This is a genomic window from Bacillus altitudinis, from assembly GCF_001191605.1.
GTDB classification, from domain to species: domain Bacteria; phylum Bacillota; class Bacilli; order Bacillales; family Bacillaceae; genus Bacillus; species Bacillus altitudinis.
The window spans coordinates 160,843-179,979 of sequence record NZ_CP009108.1 but is presented as its reverse complement, the minus strand read 5'-3'; the positions used below and the strand labels follow the sequence as shown (position 1 = coordinate 179,979).

Annotated in this window: 16 protein-coding genes; 14 read left to right on the top strand and 2 right to left on the bottom strand. The window is 39.3% G+C overall.

What is annotated here, in order from left to right; genetic code table 11:
- The first annotated feature begins 1 nt into the window (after position 1).
- Genes ID12_RS00960 through ID12_RS00945 form a run of 4 tightly spaced genes read left to right on the top strand, consistent with a single transcriptional unit; the run spans position 2 to position 6,928 of the window.
- The gene (locus tag ID12_RS00960) at positions 2-3,073 is read left to right on the top strand and encodes a type I restriction endonuclease subunit R (protein ID WP_234717159.1); all 3,072 of its coding nucleotides are present in this window, start codon (positions 2-4) and stop codon (positions 3,071-3,073) included.
- Positions 3,074-3,114: 41 nt separating this feature from the next.
- Entirely contained in the window at positions 3,115-4,020 is a 906-nt protein-coding gene (locus ID12_RS00955) for an AbiJ-NTD4 domain-containing protein (RefSeq protein ID WP_050826593.1), read from the top strand.
- 13 nt (positions 4,021-4,033) lie between these two features.
- On the top strand, positions 4,034-5,293 hold the full coding sequence (locus ID12_RS00950; protein WP_123768165.1) for a restriction endonuclease subunit S: 1,260 nt from the start codon (positions 4,034-4,036) through the stop codon (positions 5,291-5,293).
- A gap of 18 nt (positions 5,294-5,311) precedes the next feature.
- Positions 5,312-6,928 carry a type I restriction-modification system subunit M gene (locus tag ID12_RS00945; RefSeq protein ID WP_050826592.1) on the top strand — a complete coding sequence of 539 codons (1,617 nt, stop codon included), beginning with the start codon at positions 5,312-5,314 and terminating at the stop codon, positions 6,926-6,928.
- 168 nt (positions 6,929-7,096) lie between these two features.
- On the opposite strand, the gene ID12_RS00940 is transcribed toward ID12_RS00945, so the two are convergent.
- Positions 7,097-7,747: an FMN-dependent NADH-azoreductase gene (locus tag ID12_RS00940; protein ID WP_050826591.1), complete on the bottom strand. Its 651-nt coding sequence runs from the start codon at positions 7,745-7,747 to the stop codon at positions 7,097-7,099.
- A gap of 81 nt (positions 7,748-7,828) precedes the next feature.
- On the opposite strand from ID12_RS00940, the gene ID12_RS00935 reads away from it, so the two are divergent.
- Positions 7,829-8,761, top strand: coding sequence for a helix-turn-helix transcriptional regulator (locus tag ID12_RS00935; protein WP_050826590.1), 933 nt, complete (start codon positions 7,829-7,831; stop codon positions 8,759-8,761).
- An 80-nt stretch (positions 8,762-8,841) separates the two neighbouring features.
- Here ID12_RS00935 and ID12_RS00930 read toward each other — a convergent pair whose 3' ends face one another.
- Complete coding sequence (locus ID12_RS00930; protein WP_050826589.1) at positions 8,842-10,047, bottom strand: DUF418 domain-containing protein; 1,206 nt, start codon at positions 10,045-10,047, stop codon at positions 8,842-8,844.
- A gap of 236 nt (positions 10,048-10,283) precedes the next feature.
- Here ID12_RS00930 and ID12_RS00925 point away from each other — a divergent pair, with 236 nt between their 5' ends.
- The 9 genes from ID12_RS00925 to ID12_RS00885 all read left to right on the top strand — a co-directional run bounded on the left by ID12_RS00925 (position 10,284) and on the right by ID12_RS00885 (position 19,062).
- Positions 10,284-10,979, top strand: coding sequence for a response regulator transcription factor (locus ID12_RS00925; protein ID WP_046526621.1), 696 nt, complete (start codon positions 10,284-10,286; stop codon positions 10,977-10,979).
- The gene (locus ID12_RS00920) at positions 10,966-12,273 is read left to right on the top strand and encodes a HAMP domain-containing sensor histidine kinase (RefSeq protein WP_050826588.1); all 1,308 of its coding nucleotides are present in this window, start codon (positions 10,966-10,968) and stop codon (positions 12,271-12,273) included. The genes ID12_RS00925 and ID12_RS00920 overlap by 14 nt, the downstream gene beginning before the upstream one ends.
- Positions 12,274-12,311: 38 nt before the next feature.
- The gene (gene psiE / locus ID12_RS00915; RefSeq protein ID WP_008346998.1) at positions 12,312-12,740 is read left to right on the top strand and encodes a phosphate-starvation-inducible protein PsiE; all 429 of its coding nucleotides are present in this window, start codon (positions 12,312-12,314) and stop codon (positions 12,738-12,740) included.
- Between the two features lie 483 nt (positions 12,741-13,223).
- Complete coding sequence (locus ID12_RS00910) at positions 13,224-14,135, top strand: alpha/beta hydrolase (protein WP_050826587.1); 912 nt, start codon at positions 13,224-13,226, stop codon at positions 14,133-14,135.
- 71 nt (positions 14,136-14,206) lie between these two features.
- Positions 14,207-15,109: an alpha/beta hydrolase gene (locus ID12_RS00905; protein ID WP_050826586.1), complete on the top strand. Its 903-nt coding sequence runs from the start codon at positions 14,207-14,209 to the stop codon at positions 15,107-15,109.
- A gap of 139 nt (positions 15,110-15,248) precedes the next feature.
- Positions 15,249-16,202: an ABC transporter substrate-binding protein gene (locus tag ID12_RS00900; protein WP_050826585.1), complete on the top strand. Its 954-nt coding sequence runs from the start codon at positions 15,249-15,251 to the stop codon at positions 16,200-16,202.
- A gap of 72 nt (positions 16,203-16,274) precedes the next feature.
- Positions 16,275-17,291: a FecCD family ABC transporter permease gene (locus ID12_RS00895; protein WP_048002542.1), complete on the top strand. Its 1,017-nt coding sequence runs from the start codon at positions 16,275-16,277 to the stop codon at positions 17,289-17,291.
- Positions 17,284-18,321, top strand: coding sequence for a FecCD family ABC transporter permease (locus ID12_RS00890; protein WP_039963820.1), 1,038 nt, complete (start codon positions 17,284-17,286; stop codon positions 18,319-18,321). The genes ID12_RS00895 and ID12_RS00890 overlap by 8 nt, the downstream gene beginning before the upstream one ends.
- 21 nt (positions 18,322-18,342) lie before the next feature.
- Complete coding sequence (locus ID12_RS00885) at positions 18,343-19,062, top strand: IucA/IucC family C-terminal-domain containing protein (protein WP_050826584.1); 720 nt, start codon at positions 18,343-18,345, stop codon at positions 19,060-19,062.
- The last annotated feature ends 75 nt before the right edge of the window (positions 19,063-19,137 follow it).

Below are 19,137 nucleotides of genomic sequence, written 5' to 3'. Positions count from 1 at the left end.
AATGAAGAGTAATGAAGTGAAGAGTCAATCGGAATTAGCATTTGAAAATGAAGTGATCGATTATTTGACCAAAATCGGTGGAGTAAAACAATGGGAATACAAAAAAAACATTAAAACAACTGAACAACTTTGGGATAACTTTAAAATAATCTTAGAACAAAACAATAGCGCTCGATTAGATGAACCCTTATCTGTTACTGAATTTAATCAGGTGAAGAAAATCATCACGAGTATTGAATCACCTTACCAGGCAGGACAGTTTTTGTATGGTGTTAATGGTGTTTCTGAAATTGAAGTTGATCTTGATAATGGTAGGCATGTGTTCTTGACAGTATTCGACCAAGCCCAAGTCGGTGGCGGGAATACCGTTTATCAAGTAGTGAATCAAATTAAACGGCCAAAAGTTGTTGATGGTAAAACGACTCGTAGGTTTGATGTGACTTTGCTCATTAATGGTTTGCCGATTATTCAAATTGAATTAAAGAAAGCACTTCATAGCGCTACGGAATCTTTAAATCAGATGGAACAGTATATAGCTGAAAAACAATTCAGCGGTATCTTTTCAACTTTGCAGATTTTAATCGCGATGACACCGTTTGATATTCGTTATATGGCAAATACCCCACTCGAAAACTTTAACCGAGCTTTTGCTTTCAACTGGCAAAACGAAGATGATGCTCGCCCTATTCGATCATGGAAGACATTTGCGGATAAAGTGTTGTCCATTCCAATGGCTCATGATTTGGCAACACGTTACATGGTACTAGATGGTACAAAAAACAAAGAAAGTATCAAAGTCATGCGCCCGTATCAAGTCTATGCCACTAAGCGTGTACTTGATAAAGTTAGAAAGTTTGACTTTAAATATGATGGTGGTAAATTAGGATACATTTGGCACACGACAGGCTCAGGTAAAACAATCACAAGTTTTAAGACAGCGTGGCTTGCAAGCCGTCTATCTAATGTAGATAAAGTGATCTTTTTGGTTGACCGGATCGCACTTACCAACCAAACAGCAGATGCTTATAAAGCCTATGATCCTGTTGCGGGATTTGAAGGGAAAACTGGCGTGGTGGGTGACACAGCTAATATTTCAGACCTTCATCGCAAACTAACGAAAAAAAGCGATAAGAACATCATTGTAACAAGTATCCAAAAAATGTCACGTTATGTAGCGCGAGACAGCTTCAAGCCACTGAATGAAAATATTCTTTTTATCGTGGATGAAGCCCACCGTTCAACTGGGAGTGGTACTGAAAATGAAGGGATGCTTGAAACGATTCGAAAAGCAATTCCTAATTCTGCTTGGATTGGTTATACTGGTACACCAAAATTCCCAGAAACACGAGAAATCTTTGGAGAACTATTACATGCATATACCATTAAAGAAGCGATTGCGGATAAAAATGTGTTAGGGTTTAACGTTGAATTTAAGGAAACAATCGAGGCTCCCGAAGATCCCACCGAAGATGATATTGATGATAATATTCGTGGTAGTGTTTACGACTATAGTCCAGAACATGTGAACTTAGTAGTGAAAGACATCTTCGATAACTGGAAGAAACGTTCAAATGATCGCAAATATAATGCCTTGTTTACAGTTCACGTTGGTGGTAATAAACCAAGTACACCAAGAGCGATGGAATATTTCGATAAGTTTGCAGAAGAGAATGCGAATCGTCCAGCAGATCAACGATTAAAAGTTGCGGTGAGTTTCTCGGCAGATACATCCAATAGTATTCATCAACTCAAAACGAACGAAAACTTACATAGAGCCATCAAAGCTTATAACGCAACGTTTGGCACAGCTTTTGATATGACGACAGTGAAAGCCTATACAGAAGACTTAGCAAGACGTTTGAACAAGACAGCTGATGATGGTAACTATTTAGATTTAGTCATTGTTGTGGATCAACTTTTGACCGGTTTTGATGCGCCTGAGATGAATACGCTCTATATTGATCGAACACTTAAAGGTGGGAACTTGATTCAAGCATACTCACGTACAAATAGAATACATAACGCTGTCCATAAGCCTTGGGGAAATGTCGTGAATTATCGTTGGCCGGAGCAAAACGAGTATGAAATGAATAAGGCTTTTGCTGTTTATTCAAATCGTGCATCTGCCGACGAACAGCTTCCACTTGAAGAATTGAAGAAAGGCAATGAAGAGTCTGGTATCACTTCCAAACCATTTAGCAAGGTTCAAGCTGAGATGCAAGAAGTCATTAAGAAGCTTTCCACGCTCACAGACGATTTTATACAATTACCACCAAGTGAAAAAGCACAGGATGAAGTCTTTGAGAATCTGAAAGAGTATAATCGTTTGTTAAGTCAGTTGAAACAATATACCGAAGACGATGACAAAAATCCTATATCCGCCTATGATAATCCTGAAGAGTTCTATGAACGTCTAGGTATTACTGAAGAGCAGGAAGTTATTTTAACAACTGTCATTGCTGGTGAGTTGAAAGAACGACGTGCAAAGCGAGAAGACATTGATATTTCGCAAGTCAATCTCTCGATGGTTCATATTCACGATGTGACCATCAACTATGATTATTTGATTGATTTGATCGCCCGGATGGCTGACGAAGTTCACGCGAATGAAATGTCGAAAGCTGAAAGTACACGTGATGAAATCCAAGTTGAAATCGCCAAGTCTGACAATGAAAAAGAAAAATCTAAGGTGAGTCATTTTGTATCTAAGATTTTCTCCAAAGAGTTTGAATTTGATCATTATCCAGTACCTCGAAGTGTTGAAAAAATGAACCAAGCAATGGATCAAGCACAAAAGGATACGAATATCCAACTTGTAACGAACTTCATCCGTACTTGGGGACTAGATAACAGTACTAAGCCTAAGGAACTTGAAAGCATGATTAAGAAACATCGATTAGGTCAAGAGGATATGGATAAACAAGGGGAGTTAACCGCTATTATGAATGACGCAAGAGCTGATTATAAAGAAATCGCCGTTGAAGAGATTGCAGCGTTAAGCTGGGTTCGATATCGCATTGAATTTCGTAAGGCATTTTACGAAATGGCTGACGAAATTAAGAAGGGGGAATAACTGCTATATAAAAACTATATAGGCTAAAAAGGAGAGCGGAAATGAATTTATACACAGAACGCCATGGTTTAAGAAGACCCATTGCTCATACGAGTAAAATTTCAAAAGAAGTTTATATTTTGCTATTAAGTATATGTCAAAAATATTATAAGAATCTAACACATATTTACCAAATTCAAAAGCACTGTTCAATTGTGGATCAGTACTATATTGAATTTGACAATAGTCAGTTTGAAAATAGAATGGCAATAAAAATCCCTAATATTCTTAGAGATTATTATGGTCATATAGCGGCTCCACAACATAATGATGATTATGATCAATATTCATTAATCGACCTAATAGAATATGTCGCTAAAAATATAAAGGATATTTCTGAAGGATGGAATAATGATCATTACAAAAATTATTGGTATATTCATTGTTTAAATACAACAAAAGTATTTGCTGAATATCGAAATGAAATAAACGAAATATTTCAGGAGTCGGGGTTGTTGTTCACATTAACTAGTGAGAAACTTATTGAGCGTGTAGTAGAAAATAGCCCACTTTCTCCTGCAATAGAGACACAAATACAGAAAATTGCAGAATATGGGGCAAGAGAGTTGATGAAAGATGCAATTGTATTATATAAAACACCAAATCCACAGGCTCGCCAAGCTTCAGTGGAGAAAATATGGGACGCCTTTGAACGTCTGAAAACATATTATACCAATCTAGACAAGCGAAGATCTGTAAACAAAGTGGTAAATGATATGAGCAATGGGAAGTCAGAATTTAGTGCAATTTTTGATGCTGAATTTAGGGCACTAACGGACATTGGTAATAGTTTTAGAATCCGTCATCATGAGACAAATAAAACAGATATAACTGATAATCGTTACAATGATTACTTCTTTAACCGCTGCTTGTCTTTAATTGCTTTAGCGATTCAATATTTAAAATAAAAGGAGATTAGTAATGAGTGATAAAATAACTAAATCACCTCCAATTAGATTCATTAAATTCATGGATGCTTGGGAACAGCGAAAGTTTGGAGAAATTATAAGTGAACGACGAGAAAAAACTAAAGTTGAGAATGAGGATATTCTGCTATCAAGTGCTATAGATGGAATGTATTTAAATTCTGAATTATTCAGCCATTTTAGAGGTAATAGTAATATTGGTTATTTAAAAATCAGGAAAAACGACATGGTTCTTTCGACACAAAATTTACATTTGGGAAATTGTAATATAAACAAAAGATTTGAGCATGGTATTATTTCGCCTGCTTATAAAGTATATAATTTAGTTGATGTTGATGCCGATTTTATGCATGCATGGATAAAAAAAGACTCAACTAAGCAATTTTTTGAGAAAGCTACTACAGAAGGTGCAAGTGTATGTAGAAAAAATATTGAATGGGGGACATTATATAATCAAATAATGTATATTCCGATTTATAGTGAACAACAAAAAATCGGAGCATTTTTCAAACAAATAGACGAAACTATCACCCTTCATCAGCGTAAGTTGGAACTGTTGAAGGATACGAAAAAAAGTCTACTTCAAAAAATGTTTCCGAAAGATGGAGCCAATGTTCCTGAAATTCGCTTTGCAGGATTTACTGATGCTTGGGAACACCGAGGGTTTTCCGATGTACTAGATTTCTCGATTTCAAACAACACATTATCCCGTGCAGGTTTGAACTATGATCATGGCGAAGTCAAGAACATTCACTATGGTGACATCCTTGTAAAATTCGATTCAATCGTTGATATTAATAGCGAGGATGTTCCTTGGGTTACTGACGGTAAACCTGAAGATTATAAGAACCAGTGGTTGCAAAACGGCGACGTAATTATCGCTGATACAGCAGAAGACGAAACAACAGGTAAAGCCATCGAAGTTACTGGTATCACTAATAAATACGCTGTATCTGGTCTACACACAATGGTGGCAAGACCAAATCAAGAGTTTGCACCTAAATATCTTGGCTATTATTTGAACTCGCCTGCGTATCACAATAAGCTATTACCGCTTATGCAAGGTATCAAGGTATTATCTTTGAGCAAAGCAAATATTGCTAAAACAAACGTTGCTTTTCCAAAAGATGCCGAAGAACAAGCAAAGATTGGCTCGTTCTTTGAGAGCATCGACAACCTTATCACCCTTCATCAGCGTGAGTTAAATTTACTGAAAGATTTAAAGAAATCGCTACTTCAACAAATGTTTATATAAGAAAAGGAGATTACACAAATGAGTAATGCAGCAGATATTACATCAAAGCTATGGGGAATGGCTAACAAACTGCGTGGGACGATGGATGCAAGTGAATATAAGAACTATATTTTGCCATTTATGTTCTATCGTTACTTATCGGAAAATCAAGATGAATACTTAAAAACCAATGGTTTGGAAGAGTTCTACGAAGTGACAGATGAGACTGAAAAAGAAGATTACCTTGAAGAAATCAGTAAAGGTATCGGATATGCGATTGACCCAGCCTACACTTGGGACAAAATCGTATCAAAAATCGAAAATCACAAAATCAAAGCTAGTGACTTCCAAGATATGTTTGACTCATTTAATACAAATGCCAAACGTAATGCTGTCGCAGAAGCGGACTTTGCTAATGTATTTTCAGATGTTAACCTTGGGGACACACGTCTTGGCTCAAGTACAAACGAACGTGCAAAGGCTTTGAATGATATCGTGTTGATGATTAACGAGTTCACTTTTAAAGATGATACAGGGCACGACATTTTGGGTGACGTTTATGAATACTTGATTGGACAATTTGCTGCAAATGCTGGTAAAAAAGGTGGGGAATTTTATACACCACATGAAGTTAGTCAAATCTTAGCGAAAATTGTAACTAATGATGCAGATGGTACTAGCGGTCAATTCCGTGTTTATGACCCTACAATGGGATCGGGTTCACTTCTTTTAACAGTCCAAAAAGAATTACCAAATGGTGATGAAGAAGGAAGCGTTGAGTTTTACGGCCAAGAGTTGAATACGACGACTTATAACTTAGCTCGCATGAACTTGATGATGCATGGTGTAAATTATCGCAATATGGAGTTGAAACGAGCAGACACACTGGATGCTGACTGGCCATTTGCTGAAAAAGATGGCACACAAATTCCTTTGAAGTTCGACGCCGTCGTATCAAACCCACCATATTCTCATAAATGGGATACAAAAGACATTGATCGAGAAAAGGATACACGTTTCAAGGGTTATGGTGTAGCACCTGCATCTAAGGCAGATTATGCTTTTGTACTGCATGGACTTTACCATTTAGATAAAACTGGAACAATGGCTATCGTATTGCCGCATGGGGTACTCTTCCGAGGTGCTTCTGAAGGTAAAATCCGCAAAAATATCATAGATAATAATCTATTAGATACTGTGATTGGATTGCCCGCTAACTTGTTTTATGGCACAAGCATCCCAACTTGTGTGCTGGTATTCAAAGGTCGTGAAGCTCGCAAGAATAAAGACATATTATTTATTGATGCTTCAAATGAGTTTGTAAAAGGAAAGAACCAAAACAAACTCTCTCGTGAAAACATCGACAAAATTATTGAAACATACAGTAACCGTAAAGACGTTGAAAAATATGCTCATGTGGCATCTTTGGATGAAATCAAAGAAAATGATTACAATTTAAACATTCCACGTTATGTCGATACGTTTGAAGAAGAAGAAGTAATTCCACTTTCACAAGTGGCTCAAGAGTTGGCAGAAGTTAAAGCAGAAATTGCGAGTTCATATGATAATTTGTTTGGGTTAATGAATGAGCTGGAAGGGACAACAGATGAAGCCAAAGAAGAACTAAGTAAATTTATCCGTCTTTTAGGTAAATAATAGTCTTAAAAAAGAGCATTGGATTTAATTATGGCTCTTTTTGGCTTGAAAATTTCTTTATTTACGTATTAATCAAGTTCGAAATGGAAGGTTCAATCGGCTAATAATAAAAGACCAAAAACGTGATATCAAACGTTTTTGGTCTTTTTGTTTTTGAAAGAATACAGCTTACACCCCGCTAGGTTGGTAAAACGCATCAAAGGCTTTAGACAAATCGTCAGCTGCAGATGTCAAGATCGTTTCTTCTTCTAAAATCGCTGTTCCTTGTGCTCGGACAATATGAAATTGATGAAACCCCATCAAGTTTTGAAATATTTCTTTTAGGTAATGATGTGAAAATTCCAGAGGTGTATATCGATCGTTATTTGTGAAAATTGAGCCACTTGCTTGAAGCAAAAGTACACGATAATCGTCAGTCATCAGACCAACTGAACCATTTTCTGTATATTTGAACGTTTCTCTAGCAATGAAGATATTATCTATATAATCTTTCATTCGTGACGTCACATTGAAATTATGAACAGGTGACACGATCACAATTCGATGATGTGCTTTGAATTGAGCCAATAGAGCAGATGAAGCAGCGGCGATTTTTTCTTCGGTAGCCGTTAATGCTTGTTCGGATGCTTGCTTATCCCAAATTCCTAGCAGCTGTTCTTTTTCGATACGAGGAATTTCAGTTTCATGTAAATATAAAATTGTTGGTTCTTCATGAGGGAATCTTTCTTTAAACTGTTTTAAAAAAAGTGTTTGCAGTTTGTTTGAATAACTTTCTCGATGAGTGAAATCTGGGTGCGCGTTAATGATTAATGTTTGCATATACATGCTCCTTTTCTTTTGATAAGCTGAGTATAAATGATAAAGGTGACAAAAGAAGTCACCTTTTAAGAGGGAAGGCAAATGAAAAAATCAGAACGATTAAACCAAGAACTTATTTTTTTAAGCGATAAACACTCTTTTCAGTTAAAGGACTTACAATCCGAATTTGGCATTTCTAAACGTACGGCTTTAAGAGATATGGAAGAGCTAGAGTCCATGGGCTTAGCTTTTTATGTTGAAAATGGCAGACATGGAGGATATCGGCTCGTGAATCAATCCCCATTGGTTCCGATCTATTTTCAAATAGATGAAGTTCAAGCCATTTTTTTCGCTCTTAAAGCCTTAGATCTGTTGTCAGCAACACCGTTTAAAAAGTCTTACTCACAGATTCGTCAAAAACTGTTTGCTACAATGTCTGATGAGAGAAAACATCGGATCACGGAGATTTTGGATGTGATTCATTACTATCATGTCGCACCAGTGAGTGAACAACATCATTTGGATTTGATATTGCAGGCAATGATGGAAGATCAAATCGTGAAGATGATATACACTCAATATGAACATAAAAGGATCAGGCTACAATTTCTTGAATTGTTTTATCGAAATGGGATTTGGTTCACCGAAGCATATGATGTTCAGAATAAAAAGTGGGGCATCTACAGATGTGATTGTATGACGGACATGATGATCGAAGAAGAAACGAAGGACACTTTTACGAAGGAAGAATTAAAAGCACTGCAGCTCGAATACGAAAAAACCTATCATGATATCTCTTTTAAATGTCGATTAACGGAACAAGGGAAAGAGAAGTTTTTGAAGAATCATTATCCGAATATGAGATTGGAGATCATTGAAGATACGCCTTATATTGTAGGGGGATACAACCAGGAAGAATTATCGTATATGACTCACTATTTGATCTCATTTGGGAAACATGTGAAAATTGAATACCCCGATGAATTAAAAGAGAGTTATTTGACTCAATTGCAAGAAATGATGGATCAATATTAAAAATGAACGGATTGTATCTGAATCACAAAAAACTTAACACATTAAAAAAAGGCGAACTGTCGTAATTCGCCTTTTTTCTATTACTTCGCCGCCTGAAATGTATTTGTTTTCGATTTGTCATTGATCTTTCCATACGTCAGCTGACGCCAGATAAATTCCATCGGTCCAGACTTAAATCGCTTTAACCATAACGTACTGAAAAGGACAAGGAAGGCATACACGCCAATGCCAATGAAGAACGTACCAGCGGGTTGAAGATGATCTGCAAGTCCGGCTCCATATTTCAGAAACAGCACTGTTCCAATGATCGAGTGAAGCAAATAGCAGGTCAGGGACATCCGTCCGACCTTGGTAAAAACCATCAAAGCACCTCGCAGCTGAGGAACGTGCAAAAACAGCATCGCAAGTGAACTCATATAGAACATACTGCCAGTTAATCCTCCGTTTTGCTCAAGTGCAGAGACAATGTTCATCCATGGCGTATGTTCAAAAGGGGTGACCGCTGTCATAATCGTACTGCCTTGTGTGATAAGAAAAGCGATTGTACAAATCATCCAAATACGATTCCAAATCGCTTTTTTCGTCTCCATGTTTTTGAAAAACGACATTTTCACAAAATACACACCAAGTAAAAACATGAAGAACATGGAATAGACGGTGGAAAATGAGCTCGAAGCCATCGTGACCATATCGGCCCACCGGTCACCAATAGATGCTAAATAAGTCAGACTGTTGTGGCTAGTCAGCTCGAAATCAGCAAAATCCGGCTTGCCTGATGATCCTGTACTGATGGTGTTGAGCAGCATTGAGAAAAGAGGCGTGAGCAATTGAATCACAAAGAGTGTGATCAGCCAGTACAGGATGGTTCTGGCTGTGCGTTTGTAAAAGAAAAGCAATAAAAAGCCCGCGACAGCATAATAGGTCAAAATATCACCAATCCATACAAACGTGACATGCAGAAGACCAAATCCTAAGAGAATCGTTAATCTGCGAGCAAACAGCTTGTTCGGACTGTCCACCTTCTGAGCAGCTCGATCCATAAAAATCATAAACCCAACCCCGAATAGAAAGGAAAATAACGTAATGAACTTTCCTGAAGCAAACCAATTCACCAAGTTGTGAAATACATCATTAGACTCCATCTCAAATCCCTTGACCGAATCCACAATCAAAAAATAGTTGACCAAAATAATTCCCATTAAGGCGAATCCTCGTACGATGTCCAAGAAATGCACCCGTTCTTTGTGACTCATTGGTTGTCCATGTTCTACCTTGCTTACATTCATATTAATGCTCCTTTTCATGTATTGGATCTAAAGATAGATCCTTCAATGAATCAATATACAGGCCAATTCTTAATCATTTATGAAGATCCAATTTTTTGAAAATAAATGTGGCAACTTGATGGCAATTGATCATATTCATAAACACTTAAGATTTATGGTGTATCTTTTCACATAGCTAGATGATATATAGTAATAATATATAAGAATGAAGTCATGGAGGATGAGGTGAGAGAGATATGACCCATCGAATATTAGTTGTAGAGGATGATCAGGATATTGGTGACCTGTTGCAGGAATCTCTGACACGTACAGGGTATGAGGTGTTGAGAGCCATGAATGGCAAGCAGGCATTGCATGTTATAGATGATTCGCTGGATTTGGTGATTTTGGATGTCATGATGCCAGGTATCTCCGGTATAGAAACGTGCCAGCAAATAAGAGCCTCCTCAAACGTTCCCATTTTATTTCTGACAGCCAGATCAAGTACATTGGATAAAACAGAAGGATTACTCGCTGGCGGAGATGATTATATGACAAAACCTTTTTCAGAAGAGGAGCTTCACGCTAGGGTCATGGCGCAATTGCGCAGATATACCATCTATCAGGAAAAAAAGGAACAGGAAGAAACCTATTTAGTTGGTGGTAGCCTGAGGGTGAGTGAGGAATTTAATGAAGTGTGGAAAAGTGGGCAGCAAATCAAGTTATCTGATTTAGAATATCGGATATTAAAACTGCTCATGAACAAACGAAACAAAATATTTTCTGCTCAAAATATTTATGAAAGCGTGTGGGGCCAGCCTTATTTTTATTGTTCAAACAATACGGTCATGGTGCATATCCGAAAGCTGCGTGCCAAAATTGAAGATGACCCGGCTCGTCCCGTGTATATCAAAACAGAATGGGGGAGAGGATACCGGTTTGGCACATCGTAAATATACGCTGACCAAAAAGCTGTCACTGCTCATTTTGGTCGCTACTATCGTAAGTGGTGTTGTCTTTTTGACACTGCAAAAGATCACTGATCACCTGATTGAAGGATATTTAAGTTCGGATGAGTACTATAAGGAAGAATCTGCTAGATACATTCAAACATTCAGCCGCTACGTTTCAGAACATGAGCTGACTTCAACGGATCGAAAAGCATTCGGTGAGTGGGTGAAGAAAGAAGATTATATTAATCTCACTGTTTACAAAGATGAAGTGCTTCAATATGACTCGATTTACTCTGTCGCTGACGAATCGGCCTATGGGAAAGAAAAGGAGACCGACTACGCAAAGCGTCATTCTTACCCGGTTCAATTTAGCGACGGAGAAGGTAGGGTTATGGTAGACGGGTTTTACTCCTCTCGATATCACGATCTCGCCTTTACACTAGAACTGCTTGGTGCAACACTCATTTTTCTCCTGATTGTGCTTGTTGGCATTCGCCGAAGCCTACGTTACTTGCAAACGATCCGTGAAGAGATTCATATTCTTGAAGGCGGTGAGCTCGATTATGAGATGACAGTGAAGGGGCATGATGAATTGGCCATGATTGCAAAGAGCATTGAGGATTTAAGAACAGCCTTTTTGGACAAGCTTCATGCCATTGATAATCTGCAGGAAGAGAGCCGCAGTTTAGTGACCGAAATGTCGCATGATATGAGGACCCCGCTGACATCACTCATCATGAATCTGGAATTTGCGAAAAAAGAGGAGGCTCTAGCGGATACCCGCAAGGAGCAATATATAGCGAGTGCGTATGGAAAAGCCCTACAATTAAAGAATCTGTCTGACAATCTATTTGCCTATTTCCTGCTAGATAAAGATCACGAGTCAGAGCTTGAAACCGTTGCAGTGAAAGAAGTGATTTATGATCTTCTATCAGATCAGGTCGCCCTGCTGCATCAGGAGAATTTCACGGTCCATATTGTAGGCGAAATGCCGGATAGCTATATTAATGTGAATGTCGAGGAGCTTGGCAGAGTATTTGATAATGTGATGTCTAACTTACGTAAATACGCAGATCCTGAAAAGGACATTCAGATCACTTTTTTATCCGACCAAGATGTCTTTGAAATCCATGTGAGCAATGCGATAAAAAAGACAGACATCATACCGGAAAGCAATGGACTCGGGGAACGAAGCATCAAGCGGATGATGTCCCGAATGCATGGACAGTTTGAAAGTGTAGAAAAACACGATACCTACTACATCGTACTGCGATTTTGGAATACCAAAATGTAGAGAGCAAAAACAACATCATGGAATGGGGAAACAATCTGATGAAACGATTCAACAATTTCCAAAAGGTACCTGATCTTCTGCAAGCCCTTCTGAATATCTGCCTGTTCTTTCTAGCGATTGCTCTAAGCGTACTCTTAATTAGTGAAACATGGTACATCGTGCAATTCGTCTATAAAACATTATTTAACAAAGGAGAAAGCTATTATGGAATGCTTGGCGAGCTGCTGATCTTCTTTATGTATTTTGAATTTATCGCCTTAATTATTAAATACTTTAAATCCAACTTTCATTTTCCGCTTCGCTATTTCATTTATATTGGCATCACAGCTGTCATCCGTTTGATTATCATTGATCATGAACAGGCCGTATCGACATTCTGGTGGGCATTGGCCATTCTTGCGATGACCTGTGCACTCTTTATCGCGAGCAAAAGAGATACTGCTCATGAGCATGAGGAAGTGAAGTGAGGAAGAAGAAGGACGAGTGGTCAACACTCGTCTCAGCATGTAGACAAACCCTCGCATTCGGTGTCAGTCCTGCGCTTCGGTGCTCACGAATGTCAAATTCGCTCCGCGCCGATGCTCGTCTTTCCTAGACTGCAAAGGTTTTCTATCACGCTGAAAAGAAGACAAAGGGCTAAAATAAAGTTCATTTTAGCCCTTTGTCAACAATCTGGGACGAGTGGTCAACACTCGTCTTTTTTATGTTTAAATGAACAGTTTTTGAATATGTGTTGATTAATGAACAATGATTGCAAGATTGACAATTGATGATGATGTATCTAGAAAATATAATATAAATAGACAGGTGTTCATAAATGAATAGATGTATAGAAAAAGGTCCAAAGCAGTTAACGGATTCACAAGTTCTTATGTTATGCTTTAGAAAAAGAGAAACCATTCTTTTCCTAGACATTGATTGTCATCATTCTATCTATTGGGGTCGATCGTATGCGAAGTATTCAAAGTTTATTTGTTGAATGGTTACTTGTACTTACAAGGAAGAAACTAAATGTTGAGGGGTATTTAGAAGAACGAAGAATGGCGAATCAATTACCTTATGTGCTGCCTGAGAAGTTGAAAAAGAAATATCACATCACCAAAAGCAGCACGTTTTCAGTCGATACGTACATGTTGAAATCAGATGTGCAGCCAGATGATCATCAGGTGCTATTTTTACATGGAGGAGGCTATATTGAGCAGCCGCTCGTATGGCATTGGCGTTTCTTGGATCGATTGACGAAGCAATTAAATAGTACGGTGTATGTGCCAGTTTATCCAAAAGCACCGAATCATCAGTATATGGATGCAATCGAGAGTGTTCTCCCAGTTTACCAAGCTCTTTTAGAAAAAGGAACACCAGAAAAAATCGTCATCATGGGTGATTCTGCTGGCGGCGGTTTATCGCTCGCCTTTGCTCAATACTTAGCAAAAAAAGGTCTCCCGCAGCCTGGAAACATGATTCTATTATCACCATGGCTTGATGTGACATTAAGTCATCCTGATATCGCTAAAATGGTTCCAAAAGAGCCAATGCTCAACCTAGATTTACTGATCGAATCGGGCAAAGCCTATGCAGGTGATACAGATGAAACACATCATTTGATCAGCCCGATCTATGGAGAAATCAAATCGTTAGGACGAATTTCTGTTTTTATTGGCACTCATGAATTCTTTCTCCCAGATGCCCGGAAATTCAAAGAGATGGCAGACAAGCAGGGTGTTCCCATCAACTATATCGAATACCCAAAAATGAATCACGTCTTTCCTGTCTTCCCTATTCCCGAAGCGAACCAAGCGTTAAAACAAATTGTCGCTATTATTGAAAGTAAGACGTTCCCTTTGAGGGATATGACAAAATAGGATGCGAACATGAGGATGGCCAGCAATGCTCTAGTCATTCTCGTTTCTAATTGGAGGATCAAAAGTTAATTATGAACGAAACAGAACCGTTCTCATTTACAAGTATGCAGGAAGTAGCTCCTGTAGCTATTCCAGAAAGACAGTTCATTCAATCACATGACGGCATACGTCTTGCTTATTATCCGTTTTTATCAGAAACAAACACGCAGACCAATGTGATCATCATTCATGGCGGAGGCGCTCACAGCTTGGCTGGTTATGAGCATATTGCCTATACATTGCAACATGATTTTCACGTGAATGTGTTTTTGCTGGATTTGAGAGGTCACGGACATTCTGGAGGAAAAAAGGGAGATACACCCAAAGTCACTGACGTATGGCAAGATATTTCGCAAGTTGTGGATGTCATCAAACAGCAGCACGAAGGAGCACTTTATCTTTGTGGTCATTCCTCTGGAGCTGGATTGCTGCTTCAATATCTATCTTGGGATGAAAAAAGAAAAGTAGACGGTTACTTTTTTATTGCTCCTGAATTTGGCTACAAATCTGACACAGCGAAGTCTAATCAAGTCCCTTTTGCCACAGTTCAAGTTTGGAAATTCGTGCTATCTGCGATGACAAAAGGAAGGCTGATGGGGCATTCAGAAGCTGTACGATTTCACTACCCAGCATGGGTGATTGCACAAGATCCACTTCTTTTAACAGGCATTACCATCAATATGTCTCTTGCCTTAACGCCATCTGCACCTCAAAAACAATTTGCAAGGCTGGACCAGCCTTATGGCATGTTTGTTGGAAACGAGGATGAGTTATACGACGTAGACAAATTTCATCCATATCTGGCGCTTCCAAATCAGCAGGTGAAAAATCAATCTGTTTACCAAGTGATAGAAAACCATACTCATTTGTCCATTTTACTAGAATCGGGAAAAAAGATTGGGCGTACCATCCAAATGTGGAAAAGTTCCAATTAACCTGAACAACTAGTCAACACTCTACCTTTTTCTTAAAAATTTACATTGACACCATCCTTTTCTATGATAAAATCAAATTGTGATAATGAGAATCGTTATCAAACGATGTGACTACATATAGAATGGATAGGTGAGGTACATGTTCAAAAAATCTTTTTGGTCGCTATTAGTTGTGCTCTCCATCGTATTACTTGCGGCTTGTGGCAGTAATAGCAGTGAAGGCAAGTCAGATAGTAATGAGAAAACAAGAACCATTGAAAGCGCTATCGGTTCAACTGAAATTAAAGGATCGCCTAAACGTGTGGTGACGTTGTATCAAGGAGCAACGGATGCAGCCGTTGCTATGGGCATTAAACCAGTGGGTGTTGTAGAATCTTGGCTTGAAGCACCTACGTATAAATATTTAAGAGATGATTTAAAGGGTGTCAAAATTGTTGGACAGGAAACACAACCAAACTTAGAAGAAATTGAAAAGCTGAAGCCAGATGTCATCTTTGCATCAAAGATTCGCCACGAAGAAATATTTGATCAGCTGAAAGAAATCGCGCCAACTGTTGCAACTGACACAGTGTATACTTTTAAAGATACAGTAAAGTTAATGGGTGAAGCGCTAGATCAGCAAGATAAATCAAAAGAATTGCTGACGAAGTGGGATGACCGTGTCGCTGATTTCAAAGAAAAGGCGAAAAAGGACATTAAAAACTGGCCATTGAATGTCGCAGTTGTTAATTTCCGAGCGGATCATACGCGAATCTACCAAACTGGATTTGCAGGTTCGATTTTGACAGAGTTAGGATTTGAAGGGCCTAAGAATATTAAAGATAAAAAACTAGATGTTGTCCAATTAACAGACAAGGAAAGCATTCCACAAATGAATGCGGATGTGATCTACTATTTCATAGGTGAACAAGACAAGGCTGCTGAAAAAACATATAAAGAGTGGACAAGTCATCCTTTATGGAAACAGCTTGACGCAGTCAAAGCAAAAGAAGTGCATAAAGTGGATGAAATCACTTGGAACATGGCAGGCGGAATCATTGCTGCAAACATGATGCTTGATGATATTTATGATCGTCTAGGAATTGATCAATAAGTAGAGCGGAGGAGAAAATGTGAACATACCATTTTCTCCTTTTTTCCATAACAGATTGAAAGCGGGAATCAGATGAGAAGTTTATTAAAAAAGGATTCAAGCAAGGCACTGCTTTTTGCTGGATTCATCGTGTTGATGTTGGTCTTTTTTATGCTCAGTATTTCTCTTGGGCAAACCTCTATTCCCCTCAAAGCCACCATCCATGCGTTTCTTCAGTTCGATGAGTCAGATCCAAACAGTGTGATTGTCATGACATCCAGATTATCAAGAGCTTTAATTGCAACGGTCGTTGGATCAAGTCTAGCGATTTCAGGTGCACTCATGCAGGCATTGACAAGAAATCCGCTGGCTGCACCAGATCTTTTAGGTATTAATGCAGGTGGACTCTTTTTTATTGTGATTTCGATTGTTTTCTTTTCTACAGAGTCGTTAACAGGTTATATGTGGACGGCCTTTTTAGGCGCTGCCATTGCAGGTATGCTCGTCTTTCTTCTAGGCTCCATTGGAAGAGACGGACTGACACCGGTCAAAATTGTGCTCGCAGGTGCTGCGATATCTGCTCTGTTTGCGTCCTTTACTCAAGGACTTTTAATCGTGAATGAACAGTCCATTCAAAGCATCCTGTTCTGGATGGCTGGTTCAGTGTCAGGAAGAAGTATAGATATGCTGTTGCCTGTGTTGCCTTATATTCTAGGGGCGACTGTTGTGGCGCTGCTTCTTGGCCGCTCGATCAATGTCCTTTTATCGGGTGATGATATTGCGAAAGGGCTTGGCCAGCGTACGCTTCTTTTGAAGATGACGATGGGGGTACTCGTCGTCTTTTTAGCAGGTGGTTCCGTCGCTGTCGCAGGATCCATTGGATTTGTTGGTTTTCTTGTGCCGCATATTGTGAAAAAGCTCGTTGGACCTGACCACCGCTGGGTACTGCCGTATTGTGCCGTTGTAGGGGCGTCGCTTTTACTTGTCGCAGACCTTGCTGCTCGTTTTCTGATCATGCCGCAAGAAGTACCGATTGGTGTCATGACGGCGGTAGCAGGAGCGCCTCTATTTGTTTATCTCGTGCGCAAGGGGTTGAAGACAGGTGGCTAAAACATATACAGTGCGTTCAAAGGGCGGACGCATTTCATTTCAATTTTCAAAGCGGACGTTTTTGATTTTACTATTATTGACAGGCATTGCCTTTGGTTTATTTATTCTGAGCCTTTGTATGGGCAGCCGTTTTATTCCGCCTACGGATGTGCTGCTGCATATCTTCGGACAAGGCGAGGGAAATACGTTTGTATTAAATACGCTGAGGATTCCAAGGACCCTGCTTGCGGTTTTAGTGGGAGCGGCACTTGCGGTATCGGGGCTTATTTTACAAGGTCTTATTCGAAATCCGCTTGCATCGCCTGACATCATAGGAATTACGAGCGGTGCGTCGTTTGGCGCCATTATGTTCATCGTCTTTTGGATGGGCACTGTGCCTATTGCTTATCAGTCGTTGTGGGCCATTGCAGGCGCTTTTGCGGTATCATGCCTGATTTATTTGCTTTCATGGAAAAAAGGCGTCAAGCCGATCACGCTCGTCTTGATGGGGATTGGGATTTCCGCCATTATGAAGGCGTGTGTGACGTTTACTCTTGTGCTCAGCGATACGATGACCACGACCAAGTCATACATCTGGCTGACGGGTAGTTTATATGGTTCTACAATGAAGGACGTCACCGCAATGCTTCCTTGGGTATTGATGATTTTACCGATTGTCATGGTGCTGGCAAGAACGATGAATGTGAAGGAGCTTGGAGATGATCTTGCAACAGGTCTCGGAGTCAAGGTTCAGGCGAAGCGGTTATTCTTTCTGCTGATGAGTGTGACATTAGCCGGTATTGCCGTTGCATTCGCAGGTGGTATTGAATTTGTTGGACTGATGGCGCCGCATGTGGCAAGGATGATCATCGGTCGTTCCTTTATTGCGCTTGTTCCAGCATCTGCGCTTGTTGGAAGTATTCTCGTGATGCTGGCAGACTTAGTTGCGAGAACGGCTTTTCTTCCGTTAGATGTTCCGGCAGGCGTTTTTACGGCGGCAATTGGTGCACCGTTCTTTATTTATTTGTTATATCAACAGCGAAATCGCTAAACGAAAGATGGGGGTTTTGATATGAGGCCAGAGTGGGTTGAGAGAGAATTACTTGATTTCGGGGTACACATCACAAATGGACCAATGACATCTGATCGCACACTTGCTGCGCTTGTTTCAGAAGCATCTATCAGACGTTTATTAGAAGCTGAAAAGGAAGCGATGCATGCCCCGAATATAGCAGTGGCGGCATCCATGTTTTCAAAGCGCTATGCCTATTTAGCTGTTAGTTCTACTTTGTACTTGATGACGATGTATGATGCTGTCTATCGGTTTTCACCAGAGGCGTGTGTCTTTAGAGAAGATCGTAAAATTGAGCTAGATGAAACGCTCTGTTCATTTGTTCAGTCAGAAGGAGATCGTCATGAGTGGAGAGAGCAGGTCGTCCGCATGCTATTTACGCAGTGTGTCACACCTCTTTTAGATGTATTGAAACGTACTTCAAGACTTCCGTATTCAATTTTATGGGAAAATGTAGCGGTACGTATCAATTCTCTTTACCGTAGCATGATGCGAGAAACGGAAGAGCCTAAAATGAAAGAGCGCATACGGGAGGATTATTTGTTTCTGAAGAAGGCGTCGGGTGATCTTTTCGGAGCGAAGCAAAATCCTTTCCAGCACAGCTTAAATTTAGATGAAAGTTTGCTAGACACATCAAATCGAAAGACTTGCTGTATGTATTATAAGCTTGAGAAGAAATCAGAGAGTCTTGATTATTGTCTCGTCTGTCCGCTAAAGTAAAAAACACCTTATGCAAGGTGTTTTTTTATTAGATTAGATTTTTCTTAAATATTTATGTGTAAATTTAAATATGAT